The organism is uncultured Pseudomonas sp., assembly GCF_913777995.1.
GTDB lineage: Bacteria > Pseudomonadota > Gammaproteobacteria > Pseudomonadales > Pseudomonadaceae > Aquipseudomonas.
This window is the reverse complement of the sequence record NZ_CAJYVE010000029.1, coordinates 1-25,915: the sequence shown is the minus strand read 5'-3', so window position 1 is coordinate 25,915 and position 25,915 is coordinate 1. Positions and strand designations below refer to the sequence as shown.

The following is a 25,915-nucleotide window of genomic DNA, read 5'->3' as shown; positions in this document are numbered from 1 at the left end:
GACAGCGCCTGCTCAGGACAGGCTGGACAGATAATCTTCAAAACCGAACTCGCGAACCACATCGACGCTGCCGTCGAGTTGCTTCACGACGATCGCCGGCATTTTCAGACCGTTGAACCAGTTCTTCTTGACCATGGTGTAACCTGCGGCGTCGATGAACGACAGCCGATCGCCGATGGCCAGCGGACGATCGAATTGGTACTCGCCGAAGATGTCGCCGGCCAGGCACGACTTGCCGCACACCATGTAGGTGTGGTCACCGTCGTTGGGGGCCATCTTGGCGTTGAGGCGGTAGATCAGCAGGTCGAGCATGTGCGCTTCGATGGAGCTGTCGACCACGGCCAGGTGCTTGCCGTTGTACAGCGTGTCGAGCACGGTCACTTCCAGCGAGGCGCTCTGGGTGATGGCGGCCTCGCCCGGCTCCAGGTAAACCTGCACGCCGTATTGTTCCGAGAAGCGCTTCAGGCGCGCGCAGAATTCGTCCAGCGCATAGCCTTCACCGGTGAAGTGAATGCCGCCACCCAGGCTGACCCACTCGACCTTGTGCAGCAGCTCGCCGAAGCGTTCTTCGATTTTTGTCAGCATCTGGTCGAACAGGTTGAAGTCACCGTTCTCGCAGTTGTTGTGGAACATGAAGCCGGAGATTTTATCCATCACTGCAGCAATCTTCTCCGGGTCCCACTCGCCCAGGCGGCTGAACGGGCGCGCCGGGTCGGCCAGCAGGTAGTCGGAGCTGCTCACCTGCGGGTTGACGCGCAGGCCGCGAATCTTGCCTTCGGTCGCGCCAGCGAAGCGCTCCAGCTGGCTGATGGTGTTGAAGATGATCTTGTCGCAGTTCTCGACCATCTCGCCGATTTCGTCATCGGCCCAGGCCACGCTGTAGGCGTGGGTTTCGCCGGCGAACTTCTGGCGGCCGAGCTTGAGCTCGAACAGCGAACTGGAGGTGGTGCCGTCCATGTACTGCTGCATCAGGTCGAACACCGACCAGGTAGCGAAGCACTTGAGCGCCAGCAGGGCCTTGGCGCCGGACTGCTTGCGCACGTAGGCGATCTTCTCCAGGTTGACCAGCAGCTTCTGTTTGTCGATGAGGTAGTACGGCGTGTTGATCATTTCGCTATCCGTAATAAAAGGTCGGCAACAGGAGTCCGCGAGCCTCCTGAAAAAAGCGGACGCGAATTGTGCCGATAACCGACGTATATCGAAAGTCCATTGAGCAAATTTTGTCCATTGCCCGACGGATACTGGCGCGAGCATGGCCACCGAAGATGACAATCTTGTGACAGTTTTCTGCTGGGAATGACTGCGCGGCGCAGCGATGAACGGGAATGACGCCCTCGCGGCCAGGGTCTGCATCAAAGTGAACCGCTCCCAAGAAGTTGGAGACGTATCCAACCCTTGGAGGCGGTTCAAATCCAAAGCAGCCTGTGTGAACCCTGTCGGCTCAGAAGAATTTGATCGGGTAGCTGACGATCAGGCGATTCTCGTCATAGTCGCTGGCGTTGAAATCACGCCGCACGCTCGCATTGCGCCAGCGCAGCGACAGGTTCTTCAGGCTGCCGCCCTGCACCACATAGCCCAGTTCGGACTCGCGTACCCATTCGCCGCCGTCGTCCACGCCGCGCAGTTGCACGTCGCTGCCTTTCACGTAGCGAGTCATCAGGGTCAGGCCCGGCACGCCGTAGCCGGCGAAGTCCAGGTCATAGCGCAACTGCCAGGACTTCTCCCTGGGATTGTCGAAGGCGTGGTTGAAGGTGTTGTTGGCCAGGTAGATACCGCCGGTGCCGGTCACGCGCATCCAGCCGGTGTCGCCGCCGACGCGCTGCAGGCCCAGGCTGAAGGTGTGCGCGCCGACGCCGAGGCCCAGCAGCAGGGAGGTGGTGTGGTTGTCCAGACGCCCAGCCTTGGCACTGCCATCGTCGCGGCCACGGAAGTGCCCGAGGTTGGCGGTCAGGCTCACGCCGTCGGTCAGTGCCCAGCGCTGGATGATCGCCGCGTACTGCTGCTGGTAGATGTCCTTGAGCTCACCGGCCCACAGCCGCACCGTGGTGTTGTTCGACGGGCTGCGGTAGTCGCCGCCCAGGTAGCGGAAGCCATCGCTGCGGGCGCCGTTGAACGCCAGGTCCTCCATGGACGAGTCGTTGCGCAGGCTGGTCTTGTCGAATTCGCCGGCATACAGCGTCCAGTTCTGAATGTCGCGGGAGCTCAGTTGCGCACCACGGAAGGTCTGCGGCAGCGCACGAAAGTCGTCGGCGGTGAGGATCGGCAGGTTGGGCATCCACTCCCCCACCTTCAGTTCGGTTTGCGAAATCCGCGCCTTGAAGGCCACGCCCAGGCGGCCGAAGCTGGACGCCGGGTCGCCATCACTGTCGCGGGGCAGCAGCAAGGCACCGTAGCGGCCAGCGCCGCCATCGAGCTTGACCGCGTACTTGCCCAGTACATCGACGCCAAAGCCCACCGTGCCGGAGGTGAAGCCGGAACGCGCGTCGAAGATGAAACTCTGCGTCCACTCCCGTGCTTCACGCTGGGCCACGCCCGGCGCGGTGAAGTGGCGCTCGAAAAAGAAGTTGCGCAGGTTGAGGCTGGCGCTGCTGTCGTCGATGAAGCCTTCGGCCTGCGCAGTGCCCTGCAGCAGCAGGGCCGACGCCAGCACGGCAGCGGTGGTACGGGGTGTAGTGTTCAAGACCATGACTCCCTTGTTGTTCTTGTTGGGGGCTGGCGGTCGTTTCTCCAGCCAGGCGCAGCGCCCCGCCGGGAGAACGGACGCTGATCGGCGGCCAGCCGATCCCGGCAGCGCCACACGTAGGCGCGGCCCTGCTGTGCACGTCGGGGTGAAGAGGCAGGCGGCGTGGGACCACGCCGCCCGGTAGGGTCAGACCAGGCCAGCCGAACGCAGGGCGTCGGCGATCTCGCGGTCGGCGCCCTCGGCCAGTGGCAGCAGCGGCGAGCGCACGGTGGCGTGGTCGAGGATGCCGCGGGCGACCAGGCCATGCTTGAGGGCCACGGTGCCTTCCATGTGCGAGCCACGGTGGTAGACGTTGCGGGTCACGGGCAGCAGACGGTCGTGCAGGGCGCGGGCGGCCGGGTAATCCTTGCGCTTGCCGGCTTCGATCAGCTCGATCAGCGGCTCGGGAGTCAGGCCGCCGTAGCCGACCAGCGCACCGTCCACGTCGAACATGGTGTGCAGCAGGTATTCGTCGTGGCAGGTGAGGATCTGCAGGTCTGGCACTTCACGGCGTACCACCGGAATCTCGGTGTCCCAGCGGCGCATGTTGCGCACACCGTTCTTCATGGCGAACACGCCAGGCTGGCGGGCGATGTCCAGTTGGGTTTCCAGGTCGTAGGTGGCCTTGGTGGCATCGGGGTACTGGAACAGGATCAGCGGCAGGCCGCTGTGCTCGTAGATGGCCTTGTAGCGGTCCTGCGCGGCGCCCTTCTGGTAGCCGAAGCGCAGCCAGCCGTGGGAGGGATACACCAGGCCCGCCGAGGCACCGGCCTCGACCGCGCGTACCGCTTCCTCGGCAGCCACCTGGGTGCCTTCGCCGGTGATACCGGCAATGATCGGCAGGCGGCCACCCACCGACTCCTTGAACGCCTGGATCACCTGGGCCTGCTCGGCCTGGGTCAGGAAGGTGCCCTCCCCGGCATGCCCCAGCACCACCAGGCCTTTCACGCCATTGAAGCTGCCCAGCCAGGAACCGAGTTTGTGGATGGCGTCGAAGTCCACCTTGCCGTCACGGGTGAACGGGGTGACGGGTGCAGGAACCAGGCCTTTGAGATCGATGGTGTTTTTAGTGCTCATGGTATTTCCTCTTTTTTATTGGCAAGTGTCCACAACTCACGCGTGCAGGGGCGCAGAACGTAAAACTGCGTACGTTCTGAAGTTTCAGGGTCAACTTCGGTGAAGCGGTTAGTTGCGTTTCATGAACTAGGTTTTGTACGAAAAGTCGGCGAGCGAAGGTCAGGCAAGGCAAAAACAGGCGAGGAAGCGGAGTTTACTGGTGTAAATGAGCATTCCGACCGGGCTGGCGATCCAGCCTGTTTTTAACGCAGCGTGGCCGAGCGCAGGCACTTTTCGTACAAAACCTAAGGCTCATGCCCGTTCATGGTGAAAGTTCTTCAAGTACCCGGCCCTTGGTTTCGATGGCGAACAAGGCGGTGATGACGCCGGTGACCAACAACACGATGGCGAAGGTGCCGAACACGTAGTGCACACCCGCACCGGATATCGCCATGCCGACCACCAGCGGTCCCGCCGCCGAGCCCAGGCGCAGCCAGGCACTGCCGATACCGGTGCCCAGGGCACGCAGGCGGGTCGGGTACAGCTCGGCCGAGTACAGGTACAGCGAGAAGGTCACGGTCTGCACCAGGGCATAGCCCAGCCCGGCCATCAGCAGGATCTGCAGCGGCGTGGTCGCGCCGGTCAGGGCCAGGGCGGTCAGTGGCAGCGCGGCGGCGAACAGCGCACCGATGTACCAGCGCCGACGCCCGACCTTGTCGATCAACAGCGCGCAGATCACCGCCGCCACCACACCCGCCGCCGAGGTCATGAAGCCGTAGGCCAGGCTGGTTTCCAGCGGCAGGTGGAAATGCTGGCGGTACAGGGTCGGCAGCCAGGTAATCAGCCCGTTGGCGACCATGTAGGCGCCGAACCACATGGCCCAGATGACCAGCGAGCGCTTGAAGTACATGCCACGGAACAGTTCTTTCCAACCCTGGCGATTCGCCGGTTTCTGCAGCGGCGGCAGCTCCTCGGGCTCGGCCAGGGTGTGCCCGGCCTTGCTCGCACTGGCTTCCAGGCGGCTGACGATGCGGTCGGCTTCGGCGATGCGGCCCTTGGAGGCCAGCCAGCGCGGCGACTCGAACAGGAAGAAGCGTAGCGGGATCAGCAGCATCGCCGGCACCAGCCCCACGGCGAACATCACTTTCCAGCCATACAGCGGCACCAGCAGGTAGCCGATGACGCCGGCCCCCACCAGACCCAGCAGGAACATGACCTCGTAGAGCAGGAAGAACCGCCCGCGTTTCTTCGAGCCGATCAGCTCGTTGACGTAGGCACTGGCCACCGGCACCTCGCCGCCCGTACCGATGCCCTGCAGAAATCTGAAAGCCATCATCGCTGCTGCGCTGGTGGCGAACAGGCAGGCCACGTCCATGGCCACGAACAGCAGAATGGTGAAGGTCAGCACCTTCATGCGGCCGATGCGCTCGGCCAGCGAGCCGAACAGCACCGCGCCGAACAACTGGCCCAGGTAACCGGCCGAGAGGATCAGGCCGATCTGCGCCGGGGTCAGGCTCCATTCCTTGACCAGCACCGGCATGGCGTAGGCAATGGCGATGACCGTGTAGCCATCGAAGAAGGTCGCCGCACCAATGATGTTGCGCGCCCAGAACACCTGGCGGGTAATCGGCAGGCGTTCCAGCCGGGCGCTGATGCGTGCCTGGTCGGTCGTGGCTTCGCTAAGGGCTTCGGCGGCGTCGCGAGGTATCTCGGCGTCGGCGTCTACACGCTGTATCAACATGGCACTTCCTCTTGTTATTCGGTTTGTCGGGGCGTGCGGGGCCATGCCCTGCGACGTGCGCAGTGCCTGGCGTTCAACTCGGAAAAGACGCCGGCAGGGCTAGCGGCCGGCGTCAGGGCTCATGTACCGGGACCGATGCTGCCGTTGGCCTGCAGCGCCTTGCCGATCGCTCGCGCCGCTTCCTGCGTCGACTGCAGGGCGCGGCTGCGCAGCTCTTCGGCGGTGCAGCGCACGGCTGGCGCAGCGATGCTGATCGCCCCCACCGGGTAGCCATCGAGGTCCAGCACCGGTACGGCGAGGATCCTCAGGCCATCGGTGAACAGCGACTCGGTGAGGATGTGCCCCTGCTCGCGAATGCCCTGGAGGATCTGCGCCAGAGGCAATTCACCGGCGTGGGGTTTGAGGATGAAAGGCATCAGCGGGGTGAGCTGCTGCACCTTGTCGAGATCGGCAGCGGGAAGGAACGCCAGCATCGACTGGCCGATGGCGGTCTGGGTGGCCGGCACCGTGGTGCCGACGCGGATGTCCACGCCCAGACGCGTGATACCGGCGCGCACGCGCTCCAGGTACAGCACGTCGGCGCCTTGCAGCACCGCGAAGCTGGCCGCCTCGTTGGTTTCGCTGACCAGCCCGCGCAGGATGGGCCGCACGATGCTGCGCAGGTCGGTACGGGCGATGGCATGAAAGCCGAGGTCGAGCACCTTGAGGGTCAGGGCGAAGCGGCGGCTCTCCGGAATGCGCGACACGTAGCCCAGTTCCACCAGGGTATTGAGCATGCGGAAGGTGGTGCCGGGATCCAGCTCGGAGGTGGCGGCGATCTGGCTGAGGGTCAGTTCTTCGTTATCGGCGGAAAAGGCCTCCAGTACACGAAAGCCCTTGGCCAGGGACTGGACGGTACTGCGCGCTTTCTTGTCGTCGAGCTCTTGGGGAGAAGCAGGATTTGCAGTCTTCGGCATTTCTTCGCACCTTTTTTGTTTTTTCGGATTGCGAAATATTTTTCTTTCATATAGATTACCATTTTGACCCCCTTCGTCCTATTCGATTTACTTCGTTAAATTCCGCCTTAATATTCACTTTGAATATATAAACACCTGCCCGGCGGGTTAATCAGAACCTCAACGTGTTGATTTAAATAAATTAAATATCTTCTGCCGCTCGATTGGCAGAACAGAAAAAGCCCGGAAGTTCTGCGCAAACTTCCGGGCTTTTTTTATTCAGGCTGCAGAGTCACTCCTTCAAGCGCAGCACTTCCAGATGCGGGTCGGCGTCAATCTGCTGCTCGGTAAACGGCAGCGGCTGCCAGGCCTGCCGCGAGAACAGTTCAGTCTGGTCGGCGGCATGTCGGGAAGCCGGGTCGCTGGATTGCGAGAACGCCAACAGCCCCTGCGCCACCGGCCCCTGGTCGTCGAAACCGACCAGCTGGATGTAGCTGCTGCCACTGACCACCTTGAGGCGGCCGTCCGGCTGCGGCACGCTCTGGATCGCGTTGTACACGCCCAGATGCCCGTCACCGCCCGGAATCGGGATGCGCTGGCCAGGCTGTTCAGGGCCTGGGCGCTCGACCGCCTGCAACTGCCCCCAGGTCACGTCGGCGGGCAGCTTCAGCGCCTCGACCTGCGCCATCGCCTTGCGCAGCCTCTCGGCCACGGCATTGGCCACCGCTGGCGAATGCCAGGCGATACCACTGGGCGTGTGCAAGGGGTCACGCGGATCGAACGGCTGGCGCCAGCCCTGCCCGGCCTGGATGAACGGCTTGGCGAAGCCCTGGAAGTACAGCCAGCCAAGGCCGGCCTGGGTGCTGGCGGTGCGATCCCACTGTTGCATCGCCACGCAGGCGCGCTCGAATTCGCTGCCGGGCTTGAGCGCCGCGCACCATTGCAGCAGGTCGTCGAGCAGCAGGTCGGCGGCATGCACCCTTTCGCCACTCACCAACCCCTTGAGGAACGGCGCGGTAATCGGCTGCGGGTCCTGGGCAGCGAGCTGCGCGAGTGCGAAGCGTGCGCGCAGGCCGAGGGCCGAGCCTTCACGGCTGACCAACGGCGAGAAACCGGTCAGCGGTTGCGCCGGGTTGCTCATCCAGGCGCTGTCATTGGCGTTCTGCACGAAGTCCCTGCGCATCAGCACAGGCAGTTGCCCACCGGGCACGATACCCGGCTGCACAGCGCCTTCGGCGTTCTGCCAGTCGCATTCGCTGCGGCTGCCGTCCAGGCCCGGCAGGCCCCGCGCCTGCAGCGCCGGGTCGACACAGCCGTGCAGTTGCTTGAGGCTGAGGTTCGGCACCACCGAGACGTTCATGTAGGCCGTCTGACCCTGCTGGTCGGCGGCCAGGGTGTTGACCCAGGGAATGCCCTGGATGCGCTGCACCACGTCGCGCAGTTCGGCCACGCTGCCGGCGCGGTTCATCGCGTACCACTGCTCCAGCGCGCGGGTGTTAGCCAGGTTGGCATCCTGGAAGGCGTAGGCATGCTGGCGGTCCCAGTCGGCCACGCCGGGCCATTTGATCAGCGGCCCGTAACGCGACTCGTGGATCACCTGGCGGTGGGTGACCAGTTGGCCGTCAGCCTCGCGCACCTGCACCTGCACTTCGTGGCTGCGCAGCGGATAGCTGCGGCCATCCACCAGGTAGCGCTGCGGGTCCTTGGGGTCGAGGGTCAGGCGGCGCAGGGTGAAATGCCCCGAGGTGTCCACGGTGTGGGTCCAGGTCAGGGTGCGGTTGAAACCGATGTTGATCACCGGCAGCCCCGGCAACGCAGCGCCCATCACGTCGAGCTGGCCGGGAATGGTCAGGTGCATCTGGTAGAAGCGCAGCGCACCGGACCATGGGAAGTGCGGATTGCCCAACAGCAGGCCACGGCCGTTCTCGCTACGCTCGGCGCCCACCGCGATGGCGTTGCTGCCGCGTTCGTAGACCGAGCCCTGGATGCGCCGGGTATCGATACGCGCCTGGGAGGCTTCGGCCGCGGGAGGAGTGGCGGCCAGCAACGGCTCGGCAAAACGCCCGATGCCGCCTTCGACCATCAGCCGATGGATGAGCCGCACCATGTCGCTGTCCTGCAACGGCCTGACCCACGCTGCGCCGCGGCAAGCTTCAGGCGCGCCGTTATCGTGCAGGTAGCGGTTGAAGCCGGCCACGTAGCCCGCCAGCAACTGCCGGGCCGGTTCCGGCTGGGCGCGCCAGAACGCATCCACTGCCTGCTCGTCGTTGAGCCAGGTGAAAAACAGGTCCGAACTGAGGTTATCCAGGCGCGCCGAAGACTGCCCTTCACGCCCCATGTAGCGTGAACGCTCACCGCGCGCGGTCAGCACCTCCTCGCTGAGCAAACACAGATTGTCGCGTGCATAGGCGTAACCCACGCCATAGCCGAGGCCGCGCTCGTCATGGGCGCGGATATGCGGAATACCGTAGGACGTCCAGCGAATCTCGGTTTCGCCGCGCGGCAGCGCATCACGCGTACAACCTGCCTGGAAGACCAGCGCAACGGCCAGCGCACTGATTGAAAAAGATCGCCCCACCTGAATCCCCTTGGCATGCCTGTGAATGCAGCAAGGACGTGTCAGGCCGCGGCGAATTTACTGCCCGTCGCCCAGGCGTTCCATTTCGAATACCCGGATGCGGCAATGCTTCATGGCGTTGACGATGTGTTTTTCCACACTGGCCTTGGACAGCCCCATGGTCGAAGCGATGTCTTCATGACAAAGACCGTCGATCTTGCGCAACAGAAAAGCCTGTCGGCACTTCTCAGGCAACTCTTCCAGGGCTTTCATCACCAGTTGCGCGCGCTGCAACTGATACAACGACGCCTGCGGGCTGTGCACACTGGGCAACTCTTGGGCGAGGGCATCGTCCAGTGATTCGCTTTGGCGGATCAGACCACGCCGGAACAGGTCGACGCTCAGGTTGATTGCCGTGCGATAAAGAAATGCCTTAGGGTATTCGAGCTGATCCAGGCGGCGGCTTTCCAATACTTTCAAGTACGCTTCATGCGCAATATCGGCGGCCAGATTACGGTCGCGCAGGCGCGTGGTCAGATAACCCACCAGGCCTTGATAGTACTGTTCCATGTTGGCTCCGCCAGGATTTCTGGCATCAATTTACTGACGCCGGTCCGCTCTGTTAAAGAGGGGCTAACTGTATATAATTCTCAACTGCATAAAAAGTTCTAATTTTCGGTAACCGCCGTAAGTTAATTCCAAAACCAACCGGTAGCCGCCATGTCGAGTCAGCTCCCCCAACCTGTGCCAGACCAGCACATCAGTGACCAAGCCGCACACTGGTGCATGCGTCTGCATGAAGCTGATTTCTCTGCCGAGGAACGTGCGCAGCTGGAACGCTGGCTGGCAAGCGACCCGTTGCATCGCCAGGAATTCGAGGCCATGCAGGAAATCTGGGCGCTCAGCGAATTCCTGCCTCCCACCACGCCAGCGCCGCCACGCGCCGCAGCCCCTGCCCCGGCACCACGGCGCGCAAGCCGCCGGCTGCTGGCCATTGCAGCTACCCTGGCCGTCAGCCTGCCGCTGGCTGGCCTGGTCGGCTGGAACCAGGGCTGGATTCCCGACAGCTATCACCGCTATGCCAGCCAGTCCGGCCTGGAGTCGGTCACCCTCGCCGATGGTTCCGAGGTGCAGATGAACTGCGGCACCCGCCTTTCGTTCGCCAACTACCAGGACCGGCGTAGCGTGACCTTGAGCAAGGGCGAGGCGTTCTTCAAGGTCACCCACGATGCCCACCATCCTTTCGTGGTCAACGCCGGGCAGGGGCAGATCCAGGTCACTGGCACCCAGTTCAATGTCTGGACCTACGGCGATTCAGTGGTGGTGACCCTCAGCGAGGGCTCGGTCAGAGTGCTGAGCGACACCCGCACACCGGAACACGTGGCCTATCTCTCGCCGGGCATGCAGGCTCGCTACGACGCGCAGCATGGCGACCCGCAGGTGGCCGCCGCCTCACTGGACAATGCCCTGGCCTGGCGCAATGGCCGCCTGGTGCTCGACAACCTGACCCTGGCCGAAGCCCTGCCGCAGATCAACCGCTACCTCGACACCCCGGTGCATCTGGCCGACAAGGCGACTGCCCAACTGCGTATCGGCGGTGTCTACAGCACCCGCGACATCGACGGCCTGGTGCAGGCGTTGCCCAGGGTGCTGCCGGTGGTGCTGACGCGCAACAACGAAGGCCAGACCGTCATCGCCCGCAAATCCGGTTGAGGTCGTCAGGCGCCCCATGAAGGGCCAGGCTAAGCCCAATACTGGTCAGTTAAGCGCTGTTCGGCTTTTGTTGGAGCGAGCTTGCTCGCGAACAGGTCAGCAAAACCCATGTATTTGCTGTGAACGTGACGCAGCCATCGCGAGCAAGCTCGCTCTAACAAGGTCCGTGACTGACCCGTATTGGCTTCAGCCGCGCCTGCGGGTCAGCAGCGGCCGATGTCTATTCGTGTGCACCCCGGCGGGCATTGTGCATGGCGTTTTCCAGCGCTTCGGCGAACACCCGCTGCTGCGCCTCATCGAATTCGGCGAGGAACAGCTCGTCCACCGCCTGCTTGTAGACCTTCCACATGCGCTGGCGCAGTGCCCGACCGCTGTCGGTGATGCACGCCAGGGCGGCACGGCCGTCATCGGCCACTTTGACCCGCTGGACCAACTGTTCCTTCTCCAGGCGGTCGACCAGGCGGGTGAGGTTGTAGCGTTCGATGGCCAGTACGTCGGCCAGTTCGTGCATGCGCCGGGTGCCATCCGGGCCACTTTCGATACCCCACAGCGCGTCGTACCAGGCGTAGGGCGGCAGTTTTTCGTCGGCCAGGCGGCGTTCGATTTCGCGGATGAGGCTGCGGTGGGCGCGAATGAAGTTGAACCAGAGATCAGGGGGCGGCGTGGCCATTGCGGCTCCAGGGATTGGTAATTGCAGTTGCAATCATAGGCGGGTTGGCGATAGATTCAATTGCAACTGCAATCAAATGGTCGGCGCTCCTGCACTGGCCACTGCCTGTTCAGGAGGATTTTTCCGATGGCGCAACGCTCCCCACACCTCGATGCCGACCCCCAGGAAACCCGCGAATGGCTCGACTCGATCGCCTCGGTGGTCGAGGCCGAGGGCCGTCCGCGCGCGCATTTTCTGATCGACCAGCTGCTGGATTTCGATGTCTCGCTGCACGGTGATTTTCATGGCCGGGTGACCACGCCCTATGTCAATACCATCACTCCGGATCGACAATTGCCTTACCCCGGCGACCTGGACATGGAAGCGCGCCTGAACGCCTACATTCGCTGGAACGCCCTAGCCATGGTGTTGCGTGCTGGCAAGCACTCTGGCGTCGGCGGGCATATCGCCACCTACGCCTCGGCGGCGGTGCTCTACGACGTCGGCTTCGATCATTTCTTCCGTGGCCGCACCGAGCGCTTCGCCGGCGACATGGTCTACATCCAGGGGCATTCCTCGCCGGGCATCTATGGCCGTGCCTACGTGGAAGGTCGGCTGAGCGAAGAGCAGCTCGACAACTTCCGCCGCGAGACCGACCGCGACGGCATTTCCTCCTATCCGCACCCACGCCTGATGCCGGACTTCTGGCAGTTCCCCACCGTGTCCATGGGGCTGGGGCCTATCACTGCCGCGTATCAGGCGCGTTTCATGCGCTACCTGGAGAACCGCGGCCTGAAGGAACATCAGGGCCGCAAGGTGTGGGCTTTCCTCGGTGACGGCGAGATGGACCAGCCCGAGTCGCTGGCAGCCATTTCCCTGGCCGGGCGCGAAAAGCTCGACAACATCATCTTCGTGGTCAACTGCAACCTGCAGCGCCTCGACGGGCCGGTGCGCGGCAATGCCAAGGTGATCCAGGAGTTCGAGAGCCTGTACCGCGCCGCCGGCTGGAACGTCATCAAGGTGGTCTGGGGCAGCGGCTGGGACGCATTGCTGGAGAAGGACAAGAGCGGTCTGTTGCGCCAGCGCATGATGGAGTGCGTCGACGGCGACTACCAGACCTACAAGGCGCAGAACGGCGCCTATGTGCGTGAGCACTTCTTCGGCAAGTACCCCGAGCTGCTGGAGCTGGTCGCCGACCTGAGCGACGAACAGATCTGGAAGCTGTCGCGCGGCGGGCACGACCCACTGAAGGTCTACAACGCCTATGCGGCGGCGATGCGTCACAAGGGCCGGCCGACCGTGATCCTCGCCAAGACCGTCAAGGGCTTCGGCATGGGCGAGGCCGGCGAGGGGCAGAACATCAACCACCAGTTGAAGAAGATGGGTGCCGAGGCGGTGAAGGCCTTCCGTGACCGCTTCGGCCTGCAGATCGACGACGCGCAACTGGGCGACATGCCCTACCTGCGCCCGGCAATGGACAGCCCGGAAGCCCGTTACCTGCACTCGCGCCGTGACAGCCTCGGTGGCCAGGTGCCGGCCCGCCATGCGCAGGTCGAGCCGTTGGCAATACCGCCGCTGTCGGCGCTGGAGGCGCAGCTCAAGGGCACCGGCGAACGCACCATTTCCACCACCATGGCGTTCGTGCGCATTCTCAGCACCCTGCTCAAGGACCCCAACGTCGGGCGCCTGGTGGTGCCCATCGTGCCGGACGAATCGCGCACCTTCGGCATGGAGAACCTGTTCCGTCAGGTGGGTATTCATTCCCATGTCGGCCAGCTCTACACCCCACAGGACGCCGGCACGCTGTCGTACTACAAGGAGAGCCGCGACGGGCAGATCATGCAGGAGGGCCTCAACGAGTCCGGCGCGACGTCCTCGTGGATCGCCGCCAGCACCTCGTACGCCAACCACGGCGTGATGACGTTGCCGTTCTACATCTTCTATTCGATGTTCGGCTTCCAGCGCGTCGGCGACCTGTTGTGGGCGGCCGGGGATGCCCGCGCCAGGGGCTTTCTGCTTGGCGCCACCTCGGGGCGTACCACGCTGATGGGCGAGGGCCTGCAGCATGACGACGGGCACAGCCATGTGATGTCCGCCACGGTGCCGTGCTGCATCTCCTACGACCCGACCTATTCCTACGAGCTGGCGGTGATCATCCACGACGGCATGCGGCGCATGTTCGTCGAACAGCAGGACGTCTACTACTACATCACCGTGCTCAACGAGAACTATCAGCACCCGGACATGCCCGAGGGCTCAGAGCAGGGGATTCTCAAAGGGCTGTACCGTCTGCCGGTGGAGCGCGCCGCGCAGGGCACGCGGCATGTGCAACTGATGGGCAGCGGGTCGATCCTGCCCGAGGTGCTGGCGGCGGGCGATATTCTCGAACGCGACTATGGCGTCAGCAGCGAGGTGTGGAGCGCCACCAGCCTCACCGAAGTGCGCCGCGAGGCCCAGGCCGTGGAGCGCTGGAACCTGCTGCACCCGCTGGAAGAACCGCAGGTGCCGTATGTGCGCCAGGTGCTCGACGGGCATCCCGGGCCAGTGGTGGTGGCCACCGACTACATGAAGATCCACGCCGACCAGATCCGCCCCTGGCTGGGCGACCGCCGCTTCGTGGCGCTGGGCACCGACGGCTTCGGCCAGTCCGACACCCGTGAGGCGTTGCGCCGGCATTTCGAGGTGGACCGCCAGTTCATCGTGCTGGCGGCGCTCAAGGCGCTGGCCGACGACGGCGTGATCGAGCGCGCAGTGGTGGCCCAGGCCTTGACCGACCTGGGCATCGACGCCGGCAAGACCGACCCGGCCAGTGTCTGATCAGCCTTGCAGCAGGGCTTCGCCCCGGCTCAGGTAACGGTCCATTTCCTCGGCTGGCACCATGCCGCCGCCGGTGGCCCAGATCAGGTGGGTGGCCTGGGCCATGCTGCGTTCGTCCAGGCCGAGGCGCTGGCGGTAGCCCTGGTGCTCCTGCAGCACATGCCGGGTGCCGGGCGCACCGGCCAGGGCCGAGGGCTCCAGGGCGATGCCTTCGCTCTGTTGCATGAGCGCCAGCAGGCGCATCAGTTCGTCGTCGCTGACCGTGTAGTAGCCATCGAGCATGCGTTGCAGGCTGCGCCCGACGAAGCCAGAGGGGCGGCCTACGGCCAGGCCGTCGGCGACGGTCCGGTTGCTGATACCGAAATCCTGCACCGCCAGCTGCTCGTGCAGGCCGGTGTAGACGCCCATCAGCATGCAGGGTGATTCGGTGGGTTCGGCGAAGATGCAATGCACATCGTCACCGAACGCTAGCTTGAGGCCGAAGGCAATGCCGCCGGGGCCGCCGCCCACGCCACAAGGCAGGTAGACGAACAGCGGGTGTTCGGCGTCCACCTGGATGCCCTGCGCCTCGAACTGTGCCTTGAGGCGTGCGCCGGCCACCGAATAGCCGAGGAACAGCGTCGTGGAGTTCTCGTCATCGACGAAGTGGCAGCTCGGGTCGGCGGCCGCTTCACGGCGGCCCTGTTCCACGGCCTGGCCGTAGTCGCCAGCGTATTCGACGACCCTGACCCCATGGGCGCGCAGTTTGTCTTTCTTCCATTGCCGGGCATCGGCCGACATGTGCACCGTGGTTTCGAAGCCCAGGCGTGCGCTGGCGATACCGATCGACAGGCCGAGGTTGCCGGTGGAGCCGACGGCGATCTTGTGCCGGGCGAACAGCGCCTGCAGTTCGGGCTCGGCGAGCTTGCGGTAGTCGTCATCCAGGCTCAGCAGGCCGGCTTGCAGGGCCAGTTGCTCGGCGTGGAACAGCACCTCGTAGATGCCGCCACGGGCTTTCACGGAACCTGAGATTGGCAGGTGGCTGTCCATCTTCAGCAGCAGGCGCGGTGCTGTGCGCAGGCTGTAACGCTCGCTCAGCACACTGGCAAAGGCGGGTATCTCGCGCAGCTCGGATTCGATGATGCCGCCGCTGGCGGCGACTTCCGGGAAGGCTGCGGCCAGGAACGGTGCGAAGCGTTGCAGGCGGGCGCTGGCCTGGTCCACGTCGGTCGCGCCCAGAGGAATGTCGTGCAGGGCCTCGGCCAGTGGCGCGATGGCCGGGTTGAACCAGCTCAGTGGTTCCAGGCGCAGCAGCGGCGCCAGCAGCGGGTAGGCGGCCAGCCAGTCTTGCAGCGGTTTACCGTGCACTGTGGTGTCCATGGGGCGCTCCGTGAAGGCGTGTGAATGAGGATCAGACCGCCGACAGGCCGGCGCTGCTCGCTACCGGCGTGTCCAGCGGCGGGTGGGTGACTGGGCTGCGCAGGTCGACCTGGGTGGCGCGCAGGGCTTCCAGATCTGGCCGGGGGCGGCGCAGGGCGGGGTCCTGTTCGCAATGCGCCTCCAGGGCACGGGCGGCGATCAGCAGTTCCAGGTCGCCCCGGAAGCGCCCGATCACCTGCATGCCGAATGGCATGCCGCGATGGTCGCGGCCCATGGGCATCGACAGCGCCGGGTTGGTGGCCAGGGTCACCACGTAGGTCAGGGCCAGCCAGCGGTAATAGTTCTCCAGCGCCACGCCGTTGACTGCGCTGAGATAAGGCTCGGCCCAAGGGAAGGGCGAGACCGGCGTGGTCGGCGAAAGGATCAGGTCGTAGCGGCTGAACAGCTGCTGGAAGCGGCGGAAGATGCGCGTCTGCTCGGCACCGGCCCACACGCAGTCCTTCAGAGTCAGTTTGGCGCCCATCTCGTAGTTGGCGCGGGGGTTGGGGCCGAGCGCGTCCGGGTCTTTCTCGTAGGCGGCCTGCAGGCTGCCGACGAAGGCTTCGGCGCGCAGTACGTCGAAGCAGCGGTGCGCCTCGGGCATGTCGATGTCCACCGGCTCGCAGACGGCGAACACCGATTTCAGCGCGGCGATCTTGTCGCGGAACACCTGGCGGATGCCGTCGTCGACCTCGCACACGCCGAAGTCTTCGGTGTAGCCGACCCGCAGTTGCGAGAGGTCGGCCTGGCCGGTCAACCGGGCCGGCATTTCGCAGGCGTAGCTCAATGGGTCACCCTGTGCCAACCCGGTGGTGGCCGCCAACTGCAGCCAGGTGTCCTCGACATTACGGCCCATCGGGCCGACCACCGAGATCGGTGTCCAGCCCAGCAGCTTGCGCTCGCTGGGTACCAGGCCGGGGGAGGTGCGCAGGCCCACCACGCCGCATTTGGCAGCGGGAATGCGCAGCGAGCCACCGGTGTCCGAGCCGCTGCACAGCGGCACCATGTCCACCGCCAGGGCCGCCGCCGAGCCGCCCGACGAGCCGCCGGCATTCAGGGTCGGGTCGAAGGGATTGCCGGTGGCGCCCCAGACCGGGTTGCGGGTGTTGGCCCCGGCGCCCATCTCCGGCACGTTGGTCTTGCCCACCACTATGGCCCCGGCGGCGCGCAGGCGGCGCACCAGTTCGTTGTCCTGCTCGGGCACGTTGCCGCGATACAGCGGCGAGCCGTAGGTGGTCAGCAGGCCAGCGGTCTCTTCCAGGTCCTTGATGCCGATCGGCAGGCCGTCGAGCAGGCCGCGCTGCTGGCCCTTGGCGATGGCTCGCTCGCTGGCCACGGCTGCATCGCGGGCACGGTCGAACGAGGTGGCGCAAAAGGCGTTGATCTTCGGGTTGAGGCTTTCGATGCGGTCGATGCAGGCCTCGAGCAGTTCGACCGGCGACAGCTCCCGCGTGTCGATCAGTCGCTTGAGTTCGACGGCGCTGTTTTCCAGCAGGTCTTGGGCATTGCGCATGAGGGCTTCCTGAGTCGGGTTCGAGGAAATACTAAGAAGCGCCGGAGGCTGCCAACAACCGACTTTTTCAGAAGGCTGCCTTGCCGTTTGCAGATGGCCAGGGTGCTCAGGTATCGCCGGGCAACACGCCCTGGATGTAGTCGATGAACGACTGCAGCGGCCCGCTCAGCGGGCGCCGGGCCAGGGTCTGGATTTCGATGGAACGTTCACTGCCGCGCAACTCGGGGACTTCCAGGGCGATCAGTTGGCCGGTCTGCAGGCGTTCACGGGCGAACAGCTCACCGCAGAAGGTGATGGCGTGGCCAGCCATGCAGAAGTTGAGCAGGCTCTCCAGGTGGTCGGTGTCGAGGATGCTGCGGTAGTTGATGCCTTCACGGCTGCTGTACAGGTCGAGCAACTGGCGGATGGTGGTGTGCGGGCCGGGCAGTGCAAGGGGGTGCCTGACCACCTCATGCAGTGCCAGGCTGCCTTGTCCTGCCAATTCATGCTGTGGGGCGACCAGGGCCAGCACCGGCGCCGGCTGGCTGTACGCCACGCTGATGCCCTTGGCTGCGCCCAGGCTAAAGGAAAAGCCGATATCCACTTCGCCCTCGCGGACCCTGCGCGTCACCTCTGCGGCCGTGGCCACGTCGATGCGAAAACAGCTGTTGGCACCGCGCTGACGAAACCCGGCGATGGCCCGTGGGAGGCAGTGCGACGCAAAGCCCTCGGTGCAAGCGATGCTGATCAGCGCTTCAGACTGGTCACGCAACGCGGCGATTTCCTGGCTGACCTGTTCGGCATCCAGCAGGGTGCGGCGTGCGTAAGCGGCCAGCAGCTCGCCCGCCGGGCTCAGGGCAACGCCGCGCGACTGGCGTTCGAGCAAGGGCGAGCCCAGTTCATTCTCCAGGCGACTGATCTGCCGGCTGACCGCCGAAGGCACCACATGCAGGCGGCTGGCGGCCTCGCTGATCGAGCCGCTGTTGACCACTTGGAGGAAGTAGCGGATCGCGGTTTCACTGAGGGTTCGGGCGCTCATGGTGGCGGGTTGCTCCGGTCTTGCAAGGCTGGAGCCCAGAGCCTAACGCATTCGCCACCCGGTCGCCGGGCCTCATGCTTCATGCATGTTGGCCTGCTGTACGGCCAACACCTTGCGGTCGCTGATCGACAGGCTGATCAGGGTGGCCGCCACCGTGGCGCAGAGCAGGAACAGGAAGGCGGATTCGTAGGTGCCGTAGTGTGCCACCAGAAAACCGATAACCATCGGCGAGACGAAGCCCGCCACCTGGCCGCCGAAGTTGACCATGCCGATGCCGGTACCGACCAGGCGCTGGGCGAGTATCTTGGTGGGCAGGGCGAAGGCGGTGGCGAACACGAAGGATTTGAAGAAGTACACGATGGCTTGATAGGTGATGACCTCGGTGGTGCTCTGCGACTGGTACATGCCGTAGAGAAACAGGCCGGTGAGCGCGCAACTGGCGGTCATCAGCAGTTTTTCCCGACCATCGAAGTAGCGGGTCATCAGCCAGCCGCCCATCGCCGAGGCGATGCTCGCGGTGATGAAGGGCAGGGGCACCAGCATGCCGACGGTCTTCAGGTCCAGGCCGCGGGCGGTGAGCAGGTACATCGGCATCCAGGCGTCCAGCCCCTTGTTGACCAGGCCGAGGGAGAACCATACCAGTACGATCTTCCACAGCAGTGGCATGCGCAGCAGTACCTTGGCGTCGACCTTGCCGGCGCTGTCGCTGGCCACGTGCGGCTGGTAGTTGCCATAGGCCTCGGGGCGCTTGACCAGCCAGGCGAAGCCGAGGGCAAACAGGATGCCGGCCACACCGATGGCCAGGAACACGTCACGCCAGCCCAGCCAGACCAGCAGCGGGGTGATGATCAGCGGTGCGGCGAAACTGCCGGTGTAGTTGGAAGAGATCAGCAGGCTGGTCATCTTCGGTCGGTCGGCGCGGGTGTACAGCTCGGCCACGCCCTTGACCGCTGCCGACGGATAGCTGCCTTCGCCCAGGCCGAACAGGAAGCGGATCACCAGCAACGAGGCCAGTGACCAGGCCAGGCCGGTCATCAGTGTGAACACCGACCACAGCGCGATGGAGACCACTACCACCCATTTGGCGCCGAAGCGGTCGGCCAGCCAGCCGCCAGGAATCTGCATCACGGCATAACCCAGGTAGAACGCGCTGAGCACCACGCCCAGCTCCCCGGCGCCCAGGTGGAAATCTTCGCCGATGTGCGACAGGGCCAGGGAGATGGCGGCGCGATCGATATAGGAAATGACATAGCCCAGGTACAGCAGGGCAAAGACGAAGAGAGACTTGTGCAACGCGTTATTGGTTTTCATGATTCTGCGCACCTGTCGGTTGGCCAGCGGGTCCTGGCATCCTAGGAGCGCGTTCGCGAGGGTCACAAGTGACGAATTTAGAGCCGAGTCGTGCCAAAAATGCACAGCACGGCGATGGTGCGCAGGCCCCGGTTTTGGGGCGCTGGAGAGCGCCGGATGTCGGCAGGCGTGCACCAAGGGTGTGCCGGTCATGGCGCTTGGGCCGGTTGTCCGGTCGGTCGAAAAAACCGGAAAAGTCCCTGGCGATCGGTTCGGCACCCTGCCGCTGGCCTGGGTTATCATGCGGCCCAGTCAACCGCGAGCCCGTCATTGCTTCCATGTTCACCATCACCCGCCTGGAAAACCCGCCGCCCGAGTCGATCAAGAACCAGATCATGCAGATGGTCATCGACTACGTGACCGATATCGGCATGGTCGGCATCCTGCCCAGCAATCCCCTGTACCCGCTGTACCAGTACGGCGTCGGCTTCGAGGTCAACCGCTACCAGGAGGCCATGGACGGCTCGCTGGGGCTGGCCGTGGAACTGATCGTGGCCCTGGACGGCGAAGACCCGACGCAGGTGATCGGCTTTCTGCTTTATCTGCCCTATGAAGACGACCCGCAGGCCTGCGCCGTGGCCTACATGGCCGTGCGCGCCGGCTGGCGTCGGCATGGTGTGGCGCGTGGCATGCTCGCTGCCATGTTGCAGCGCTACCCGCACGCGGAACTGGCCTGCTTCGCCAGCAAGGTGCCGTGTTTCGAAGTTCTGGGCTTTCAGGTGCTCGGCGCGCGCGGGCCGCAGGTGCTGATGAACACCCGCGACCATGCCTCCAACGGGCGCCTGGCGGTGCTCGATGTGGAACCCATCTACCGCAGCGAGGAAGTACGGCAGATCCACGCCTACCTGCTCAACCGCCACGGGCGGCGGGCCATGGTTGATGCCGAGAAGAGCCGTGATCGGCACATGGACCGCCTGGCCCGGCAGGCCGACGCGCTGGTGGTCGACCGTCTGGGCGATGGAGTGCTCAACCCCGAGCGGCGCCCGCTGCGCCTGGTCTGAAGCGGCGGCCTGTCAGCGGCGGGGGGCGTAGCACTCGACGATGCGCTGGATCTCGCCTGATTTGCGCATGGCCTGCAGGGTGTCGAGAATCTGCTGCACCGGCAGGGCAGGGTCCTTGCGCACCAGACACGCGGCGTCCTGCTCACTGACCGTGGCGACTACCTTGAGGCGCTGTTCGGGTGGCAGCTCCCGGTTGATCCAGTCCATCGCCAGCTGGTTGCTGATTGCATAGTTGTAGCGGCCCGCCACCAGCATACGCAGCACCTGCTCCTGGTTGCGGGCGTCTTCGCGTACCAGGCGGTGGCTATCGAACAGGTGCTGCAAGGCAGGGTAGTTGTAACCGGTGACGGTGCCGATCACCTCGTTGTCGAACTGCTCGGGGTAGGGGCCGACGGTCAGCGGTGCCGCCACCAGCAGGTCGCGCTGCACCAGGATCGGCACGCTCCAGGCGTAGTCACCGCGCAGGTCGCCCAACCAGGACTTGGCGATGTAGCAGCGCACGTCGATGTCTGCGCTCTCCAGCGCCCCCTGGATGCGCAGGCGGGGCATGACGTGGTACTCGGCCTGGCGACCGACCTGGCGCGCCAGGCTGTCGAAGATTTCCAGGAGGATGCCGCTGGTCGGCTGGTGGTTTTCCAGGTGCATCAGCGGCATCGACCAGCTTTCCGACACCGAGAAGCGCAGCGCAGCCGGTTCGGCGATGCCTTCCTGGCTCAGCAGCAGCGACAGGCTCAGCAGTAACTTGCGCATGGAAATTCCCGGCCTGCGGCCTGATAGAGGAAGGTTGGGGCATGACACTCTGAATCTTTGTCTTTTATCCGTTGCTGTCGAGTGAATGAAGGGGTGTGACACCAGATGCAATTTTAGCCTTGCTCCGCTAGGATTAGCGGTCTTCCGCTTACCCTTCGCGACGGTTTTCGATGAGTTATCAGGTTCTTGCACGTAAATGGCGTCCGCGCTCGTTCCGCGAAATGGTCGGCCAGACCCATGTGCTCAAGGCTCTGATCAACGCCCTGGACAGCCAGCGTCTGCACCATGCCTATCTGTTCACCGGTACCCGCGGGGTGGGCAAGACCACCATCGCGCGGATCATCGCCAAGTGCCTCAACTGCGAAACCGGCATCACCTCCAGCCCGTGCGGCACCTGCTCGGTGTGCCAGGAGATCGACGATGGCCGCTTCGTCGACCTGATCGAGATCGACGCCGCCAGCCGCACCAAGGTCGAGGATACCCGCGAGCTGCTCGACAACGTGCAGTACGCGCCGAGCCGCGGGCGCTTCAAGGTCTACCTGATCGACGAAGTGCACATGCTTTCCAGCCACTCCTTCAACGCCTTGCTCAAGACGCTGGAGGAGCCGCCGCCCTACGTCAAGTTCATCCTCGCCACCACCGATCCGCAGAAACTGCCGGCCACCATCCTGTCGCGCTGCCTGCAGTTCTCGCTGAAGAACATGACCCCCGAGCGTGTGGTCGAGCACCTCAGCCATGTCCTGGGCGCCGAGAACGTGCCGTTCGAGGACGATGCCCTGTGGCTGCTGGGCCGCGCCGCCGATGGCTCGATGCGCGATGCCATGAGCCTTACCGACCAGGCCATCGCCTTCGGCGAAGGCAAGGTCATGGCCGCCGATGTGCGCGCCATGCTGGGTACCCTGGACCACGGGCAGGTGTTCGACGTGCTGGGGGCGCTGCTGCAGGGTGATGCCCGGGCGCTGCTCGAAGCCGTCCGGCACCTGGCTGAACAAGGCCCGGACTGGAACGGCGTGCTGGCGGAAATGCTCAACGTGCTGCACCGCGTGGCCATCGCCCAGGCCTTGCCCGAAGCGGTGGACAACGGCCATGGCGACCGCGAGCGGGTTCTGGCCCTGGCCCAGGCCCTGCCCGGTGAAGACGTACAGTTCTATTACCAGATGGGCCTGATTGGCCGTCGTGACCTGCCGCTGGCACCAGACCCGCGCAGCGGTTTCGAAATGGTCCTGCTGCGCATGCTGGCGTTCCGCCCCGCCGATAGCGACGGTGCGCCGAGTCAACCGCTAAAGCCAGTGGGAGTCAGCCAGGCCAGAGTTGACTCCCAGCCTGCCCTGGCCCAGCCGGCCAGCGTCGCGCCAACCGCCACGCCAGCACCCGAGCCGACGCCCCAGGTGGCATCACCGGCGGCCGCGCCAGCCCCGGTGGTGCCCGCAGCCGCCGCTGCCCAGCCAGCGCCGCAAGCTGAATCCCGGCCAGCGCCCGACCCCGAGCCGCAAACCGTGGATGTGCCCTGGGATACGCAGCCGGCGAGCGCGCGACCCGAACCGGTGCCGGCTGCGCCAGTCAGCGCCGAACCGGTCTTGGAAACCCGCGCCGAGCCGCCCGAGCTGCCCGCCATGCCGGCACCTGTACCCGCCAGCCCGGTGCCGGATGCACCGCAGGCCGAACAGGCGCCTGCACCGGATCGCAGCACCGGTGGCCTGGAAGACATTCCCGACAGCGCCTACTTGTCGATGCCACCGCAAATGGACGACGAGGGCGCCCAGGACGACGACTACAGCGAGCCAGAGGTCGACATCGACCCGGCGTCGGTGAGTCTGCTCGATGAGCTGGCCCACGACCACGTGCATGACGAAGACGAGCCGGAGCCCGAGCCTGAACCGGCCGCCATGCCGGCCACGGGGCTGGCCCTGGAATGGCTGCAGATGTTTCCCAAGCTGGCGATTTCCGGCATGACCGGCAGCATCGCCGCCAACTGCACCCTGATCAGCATCGAGGGCGACCGCTGGCTGTTGCACCTGGACCCGGCGCACAGCGCGCTGTTCAACGCCACCCAGCAGCGGCGCCTCAACGACGCGTTGAACCAGTATCATGGCAGCGCCATCCAACTGCATATCGAGCTGGTGCGCCCCGAGCAGGAAACCCCGGCGCAGGCCGCTGCCCGGCAACGTGCCGAACGTCAGCGCCAGGCCATCGCGTCGATCCATGCCGATCCGTTCGTCCAGCACATGATGCAACAGTTTGGCGCGGTGGTTCGGGAGGATACGATCAAGCCGGTGGATGCCGTGCCGGCGCAATGAACGAACGCACGGCGCCAGTGGCGGCGTGCAAAGCAACCATGCATTTTCGAGGAGATATCCCATGATGAAAGGTGGCATGGCTGGCCTGATGAAGCAGGCCCAGCAGATGCAGGAAAAAATGGCCAAGATGCAGGAAGAGCTGGCCAATGCCGAAGTCACCGGCCAGTCCGGCGCCGGCCTGGTGAGCGTGGTGATGACCGGTCGTCACGACGTCAAGCGCATCACCCTGGACGACAGCCTGATGCAGGAAGACAAGGAAGTGCTGGAAGACCTGATCGCCGCTGCCGTCAACGACGCAGTGCGCAAGATCGAGCAGTCCAGCGCCGAGAAGACCGCCAGCATGACCGCCGGTCTGCAGCTGCCGCCGGGCATGAAGCTGCCGTTCTGACGGGGCTTTTCCTGCAGTGACCAATGCCAGGCTTGTCCTGGCATTTTCATGTCGATCGAACGCTGGCGGCTGAGCATGGTCTGCCCTCTACGTGTTTCTGAAAGCCAGCAGAGGAGTGTTCCATGACTCAAGACAGCGTGCTCAACCAGCGTTTCGTCCTGGCGTCCCGACCCAAGGGCCGCCCCACGCCAGAGAACTTTCGCATGGAGCGCGAGACCCTGCCTGAGCTGCAGGGCGGCCAGGTGCAACTGCGTACCCTGTATCTGTCGCTGGACCCCTACATGCGGGGGCGCATGAGTGACGCGCCGTCCTATGCCGAACCGGTGCAGATCGGCGCGGTGATGGAGGGCGGTGCAGTCAGTGTCGTGGAGCAATCGCTCAACTCGCACTTCCAGCCCGGTGACCTGGTGGTCGGTCAGACCGGCTGGCAGACCCACAGCGTCAGCGATGGCTCGGCGCTGTTCAAGCTGCCCAAGGACCTGCCGCGTCCTTCCCTGGCGCTGGGCGCCTTGGGCATGCCGGGGATGACCGCCTACATGGGGCTGATGGACATCGGCAAGCCCAAGGCGGGCGAGACCCTGGTGGTCGCCGCCGCATCCGGCGCCGTCGGTTCGGTGGTCGGCCAGGTGGCCAAGCTCAACGGTCTGCGGGCGGTGGGTATCGCCGGCGGCCCGGACAAGTGCCGCTACGTGGTCGAAGAGCTGGGCTTCGACGCCTGCATCGACCATCGCAGCGATGACTTTGCCGCGCAACTGGCCGAGGCCTGCCCGCAGGGTATCGACGTCTACTACGAACTGGTCGGTGGCAAGGTGCTCGAAGCCGTATTGCCGCTGCTCAATGCCCATGCTCGCATTCCGTTGTGCGGGGTGATCGCCCAGTACAACGCCGATGGCGACTTCGAGGGCCCCGACCAGCTGCCGCTGATGATGCGCACCTTGCTGACCAAGCGCGTGCATGTGCAGGGCTTCATCGTCTTCGAGGCCTACGGGCATCGGCGCCAGGAGTTCATCGAAGCCATGACCCCGCTGGTCACCTCCGGCAAGGTCAAGTTCCGCGAAGACGTGGTCCAGGGGCTGGAGGCCGCGCCCGAGGCGCTGATCGGCCTGCTCGAAGGGCGCAACTTCGGCAAGCTGGTGGTCGAGGTTTCCCAGCTGTGATTGACGCTGGTGACAAGGCGCGGTTATAAACCGCGTCTTTCGATTGCCCGGGACTCTTTTCCATGAGCTTCAGCCCCCTGATCCGCCAACTGATCGACGCCTTCCGCGTGCTGCCCGGCGTGGGTCAGAAGACCGCCCAGCGCATGGCCTTGCAACTGCTGGAGCGTGACCGCAGCGGTGGCTCGCGCCTGGCCCTGGCGTTGCAGCAGGCCATGGACGGCGTGGGGCATTGCCAGCGCTGCCGTACCCTCACCGAGGAAGAACTGTGCCTGCAGTGCGCCGACCCGCGTCGCGACGACACGCTGCTGTGCGTGGTGGAAGGGCCGACCGACGTGTACGCCGTCGAGCAGACCGGCTACCGGGGGCGCTACTTCGTGCTCAAGGGGCACCTGTCGCCCCTCGATGGTCTGGGGCCGGAGGCCATCGGCATTCCCCAGTTGATGGAGCGCATCGACAGCCAGGGCTCGTTCACCGAGGTGATTCTGGCCACCAACCCGACGGTGGAAGGTGAAGCCACCGCGCATTACATCGCCCAGCTGCTTCACGAGAAAGGTCTGACCGCCTCGCGCATCGCCCATGGCGTGCCGCTGGGTGGCGAGCTGGACCTGGTCGACGGCGGCACCCTGGCCCACTCGTTTGCGGGCCGCAAACCCATCACCCTGTAGGAACGGCTTGAGCCGCGAAGAAATCCCGGCTAAAGCCAATACAGTTCAGTTAGCCGTTATTTGGCTCGGTAATTGGATGGACTCGCCCCCGCCGAGGCGTCTATGCGCCACGGTGGCATCCTATAGATGTCAGCGACAGCGAGGGCGAGACCATGAGCAAGAATACTTCCAAAAAGACCGCTTTGCCT

Annotated in this window: 19 protein-coding genes and 1 pseudogene; 7 read left to right on the top strand and 13 right to left on the bottom strand. The window is 64.7% G+C overall.

What is annotated here, in order from left to right; all coding sequences use genetic code 11:
- Positions 1–12: 12 nt before the first annotated feature.
- The 7 genes from QZ497_RS12490 to QZ497_RS12460 all read right to left on the bottom strand — a co-directional run bounded on the left by QZ497_RS12490 (position 13) and on the right by QZ497_RS12460 (position 9,581).
- Positions 13–1,110 carry a carboxynorspermidine decarboxylase gene (locus QZ497_RS12490; RefSeq protein WP_295475165.1) on the bottom strand — a complete coding sequence of 366 codons (1,098 nt, stop codon included), beginning with the start codon at positions 1,108–1,110 and terminating at the stop codon, positions 13–15.
- A 331-nt stretch (positions 1,111–1,441) separates the two neighbouring features.
- Positions 1,442–2,686, bottom strand: coding sequence for an OprD family porin (locus tag QZ497_RS12485; RefSeq protein WP_295475162.1), 1,245 nt, complete (start codon positions 2,684–2,686; stop codon positions 1,442–1,444).
- A gap of 183 nt (positions 2,687–2,869) precedes the next feature.
- Positions 2,870–3,799, bottom strand: coding sequence for a dihydrodipicolinate synthase family protein (locus QZ497_RS12480; protein WP_295475161.1), 930 nt, complete (start codon positions 3,797–3,799; stop codon positions 2,870–2,872).
- Between the two features lie 301 nt (positions 3,800–4,100).
- Positions 4,101–5,519, bottom strand: a complete 1,419-nt coding sequence (locus QZ497_RS12475; RefSeq protein WP_295475158.1) for an MFS transporter — start codon at positions 5,517–5,519, stop codon at positions 4,101–4,103.
- A gap of 119 nt (positions 5,520–5,638) precedes the next feature.
- A complete protein-coding gene (locus QZ497_RS12470) occupies positions 5,639–6,475 on the bottom strand; it encodes an IclR family transcriptional regulator (protein WP_295475155.1) in 837 nt (278 codons plus the stop codon).
- Between the two features lie 271 nt (positions 6,476–6,746).
- Positions 6,747–9,032 (bottom strand): acylase, encoded by a 2,286-nt coding sequence (locus QZ497_RS12465; protein ID WP_295475152.1) that lies wholly within the window; start codon positions 9,030–9,032, stop codon positions 6,747–6,749.
- A gap of 57 nt (positions 9,033–9,089) precedes the next feature.
- The gene (locus QZ497_RS12460) at positions 9,090–9,581 is read right to left on the bottom strand and encodes a sigma-70 family RNA polymerase sigma factor (RefSeq protein ID WP_295475149.1); all 492 of its coding nucleotides are present in this window, start codon (positions 9,579–9,581) and stop codon (positions 9,090–9,092) included.
- 150 nt (positions 9,582–9,731) lie between these two features.
- Between QZ497_RS12460 and QZ497_RS12455 the strand changes: the two genes are divergently transcribed.
- Entirely contained in the window at positions 9,732–10,724 is a 993-nt protein-coding gene (locus QZ497_RS12455; protein ID WP_295475146.1) for a FecR family protein, read from the top strand.
- A gap of 220 nt (positions 10,725–10,944) precedes the next feature.
- On the opposite strand, the gene QZ497_RS12450 is transcribed toward QZ497_RS12455, so the two are convergent.
- A complete protein-coding gene (locus tag QZ497_RS12450; RefSeq protein ID WP_295475143.1) occupies positions 10,945–11,394 on the bottom strand; it encodes a MarR family transcriptional regulator in 450 nt (149 codons plus the stop codon).
- Positions 11,395–11,520: 126 nt separating this feature from the next.
- Here QZ497_RS12450 and aceE point away from each other — a divergent pair, with 126 nt between their 5' ends.
- Entirely contained in the window at positions 11,521–14,190 is a 2,670-nt protein-coding gene (gene aceE, locus QZ497_RS12445) for a pyruvate dehydrogenase (acetyl-transferring), homodimeric type (protein WP_295475140.1), read from the top strand.
- On the opposite strand, the gene dsdA is transcribed toward aceE, so the two are convergent.
- From dsdA to QZ497_RS12425, 4 genes and pseudogenes are all read right to left on the bottom strand, one after another.
- Positions 14,191–15,549 (bottom strand): D-serine ammonia-lyase, encoded by a 1,359-nt coding sequence (gene dsdA, locus QZ497_RS12440; RefSeq protein ID WP_295475137.1) that lies wholly within the window; start codon positions 15,547–15,549, stop codon positions 14,191–14,193.
- A 73-nt stretch (positions 15,550–15,622) separates the two neighbouring features.
- Positions 15,623–17,101: pseudogene (locus QZ497_RS12435) on the bottom strand (amidase family protein); the annotation flags it as partial.
- Between the two features lie 106 nt (positions 17,102–17,207).
- Positions 17,208–18,119, bottom strand: coding sequence for a LysR family transcriptional regulator (locus tag QZ497_RS12430; RefSeq protein WP_295475133.1), 912 nt, complete (start codon positions 18,117–18,119; stop codon positions 17,208–17,210).
- A 72-nt stretch (positions 18,120–18,191) separates the two neighbouring features.
- On the bottom strand, positions 18,192–19,430 hold the full coding sequence (locus tag QZ497_RS12425; protein WP_295475130.1) for an MFS transporter: 1,239 nt from the start codon (positions 19,428–19,430) through the stop codon (positions 18,192–18,194).
- Between the two features lie 317 nt (positions 19,431–19,747).
- Here QZ497_RS12425 and QZ497_RS12420 point away from each other — a divergent pair, with 317 nt between their 5' ends.
- Positions 19,748–20,470: a GNAT family N-acetyltransferase gene (locus tag QZ497_RS12420; RefSeq protein ID WP_295475127.1), complete on the top strand. Its 723-nt coding sequence runs from the start codon at positions 19,748–19,750 to the stop codon at positions 20,468–20,470.
- A gap of 12 nt (positions 20,471–20,482) precedes the next feature.
- On the opposite strand, the gene QZ497_RS12415 is transcribed toward QZ497_RS12420, so the two are convergent.
- Positions 20,483–21,220 (bottom strand): transporter substrate-binding domain-containing protein, encoded by a 738-nt coding sequence (locus QZ497_RS12415; RefSeq protein WP_295475124.1) that lies wholly within the window; start codon positions 21,218–21,220, stop codon positions 20,483–20,485.
- Between the two features lie 170 nt (positions 21,221–21,390).
- Between QZ497_RS12415 and dnaX the strand changes: the two genes are divergently transcribed.
- The 4 genes from dnaX (at position 21,391) to recR (ending at position 25,727) form a co-directional block, all read left to right on the top strand.
- Positions 21,391–23,517: a DNA polymerase III subunit gamma/tau gene (gene dnaX / locus QZ497_RS12410; RefSeq protein ID WP_295475121.1), complete on the top strand. Its 2,127-nt coding sequence runs from the start codon at positions 21,391–21,393 to the stop codon at positions 23,515–23,517.
- Positions 23,518–23,578: 61 nt separating this feature from the next.
- Positions 23,579–23,905, top strand: a complete 327-nt coding sequence (locus tag QZ497_RS12405) for a YbaB/EbfC family nucleoid-associated protein (RefSeq protein WP_295475118.1) — start codon at positions 23,579–23,581, stop codon at positions 23,903–23,905.
- Positions 23,906–24,027: 122 nt separating this feature from the next.
- The gene (locus QZ497_RS12400) at positions 24,028–25,062 is read left to right on the top strand and encodes an NADP-dependent oxidoreductase (RefSeq protein WP_295475115.1); all 1,035 of its coding nucleotides are present in this window, start codon (positions 24,028–24,030) and stop codon (positions 25,060–25,062) included.
- A 62-nt stretch (positions 25,063–25,124) separates the two neighbouring features.
- The gene (gene recR, locus QZ497_RS12395; protein WP_295475112.1) at positions 25,125–25,727 is read left to right on the top strand and encodes a recombination mediator RecR; all 603 of its coding nucleotides are present in this window, start codon (positions 25,125–25,127) and stop codon (positions 25,725–25,727) included.
- Positions 25,728–25,915 lie beyond the last annotated feature (188 nt).

What these genes read in the sequence shown, in the direction of transcription:
- QZ497_RS12490 (WP_295475165.1), bottom strand. Translation starts at nt 1,110, where the DNA reads ATGATCAACACGCCGTACTACCTCATCGACAAACAGAAGCTGCTGGTC.
- QZ497_RS12485 (WP_295475162.1), bottom strand. Translation starts at nt 2,686, where the DNA reads ATGGTCTTGAACACTACACCCCGTACCACCGCTGCCGTGCTGGCGTCG.
- QZ497_RS12480 (WP_295475161.1), bottom strand. Translation starts at nt 3,799, where the DNA reads ATGAGCACTAAAAACACCATCGATCTCAAAGGCCTGGTTCCTGCACCC.
- QZ497_RS12475 (WP_295475158.1), bottom strand. Translation starts at nt 5,519, where the DNA reads ATGTTGATACAGCGTGTAGACGCCGACGCCGAGATACCTCGCGACGCC.
- QZ497_RS12470 (WP_295475155.1), bottom strand. Translation starts at nt 6,475, where the DNA reads ATGCCGAAGACTGCAAATCCTGCTTCTCCCCAAGAGCTCGACGACAAG.
- QZ497_RS12460 (WP_295475149.1), bottom strand. Translation starts at nt 9,581, where the DNA reads ATGGAACAGTACTATCAAGGCCTGGTGGGTTATCTGACCACGCGCCTG.
- QZ497_RS12455 (WP_295475146.1), top strand. Translation starts at nt 9,732, where the DNA reads ATGTCGAGTCAGCTCCCCCAACCTGTGCCAGACCAGCACATCAGTGAC.
- QZ497_RS12450 (WP_295475143.1), bottom strand. Translation starts at nt 11,394, where the DNA reads ATGGCCACGCCGCCCCCTGATCTCTGGTTCAACTTCATTCGCGCCCAC.
- aceE (WP_295475140.1), top strand. Translation starts at nt 11,521, where the DNA reads ATGGCGCAACGCTCCCCACACCTCGATGCCGACCCCCAGGAAACCCGC.
- dsdA (WP_295475137.1), bottom strand. Translation starts at nt 15,549, where the DNA reads ATGGACACCACAGTGCACGGTAAACCGCTGCAAGACTGGCTGGCCGCC.
- QZ497_RS12430 (WP_295475133.1), bottom strand. Translation starts at nt 18,119, where the DNA reads ATGAGCGCCCGAACCCTCAGTGAAACCGCGATCCGCTACTTCCTCCAA.
- QZ497_RS12425 (WP_295475130.1), bottom strand. Translation starts at nt 19,430, where the DNA reads ATGAAAACCAATAACGCGTTGCACAAGTCTCTCTTCGTCTTTGCCCTG.
- QZ497_RS12420 (WP_295475127.1), top strand. Translation starts at nt 19,748, where the DNA reads ATGTTCACCATCACCCGCCTGGAAAACCCGCCGCCCGAGTCGATCAAG.
- QZ497_RS12415 (WP_295475124.1), bottom strand. Translation starts at nt 21,220, where the DNA reads ATGCGCAAGTTACTGCTGAGCCTGTCGCTGCTGCTGAGCCAGGAAGGC.
- dnaX (WP_295475121.1), top strand. Translation starts at nt 21,391, where the DNA reads ATGAGTTATCAGGTTCTTGCACGTAAATGGCGTCCGCGCTCGTTCCGC.
- QZ497_RS12405 (WP_295475118.1), top strand. Translation starts at nt 23,579, where the DNA reads ATGATGAAAGGTGGCATGGCTGGCCTGATGAAGCAGGCCCAGCAGATG.
- QZ497_RS12400 (WP_295475115.1), top strand. Translation starts at nt 24,028, where the DNA reads ATGACTCAAGACAGCGTGCTCAACCAGCGTTTCGTCCTGGCGTCCCGA.
- recR (WP_295475112.1), top strand. Translation starts at nt 25,125, where the DNA reads ATGAGCTTCAGCCCCCTGATCCGCCAACTGATCGACGCCTTCCGCGTG.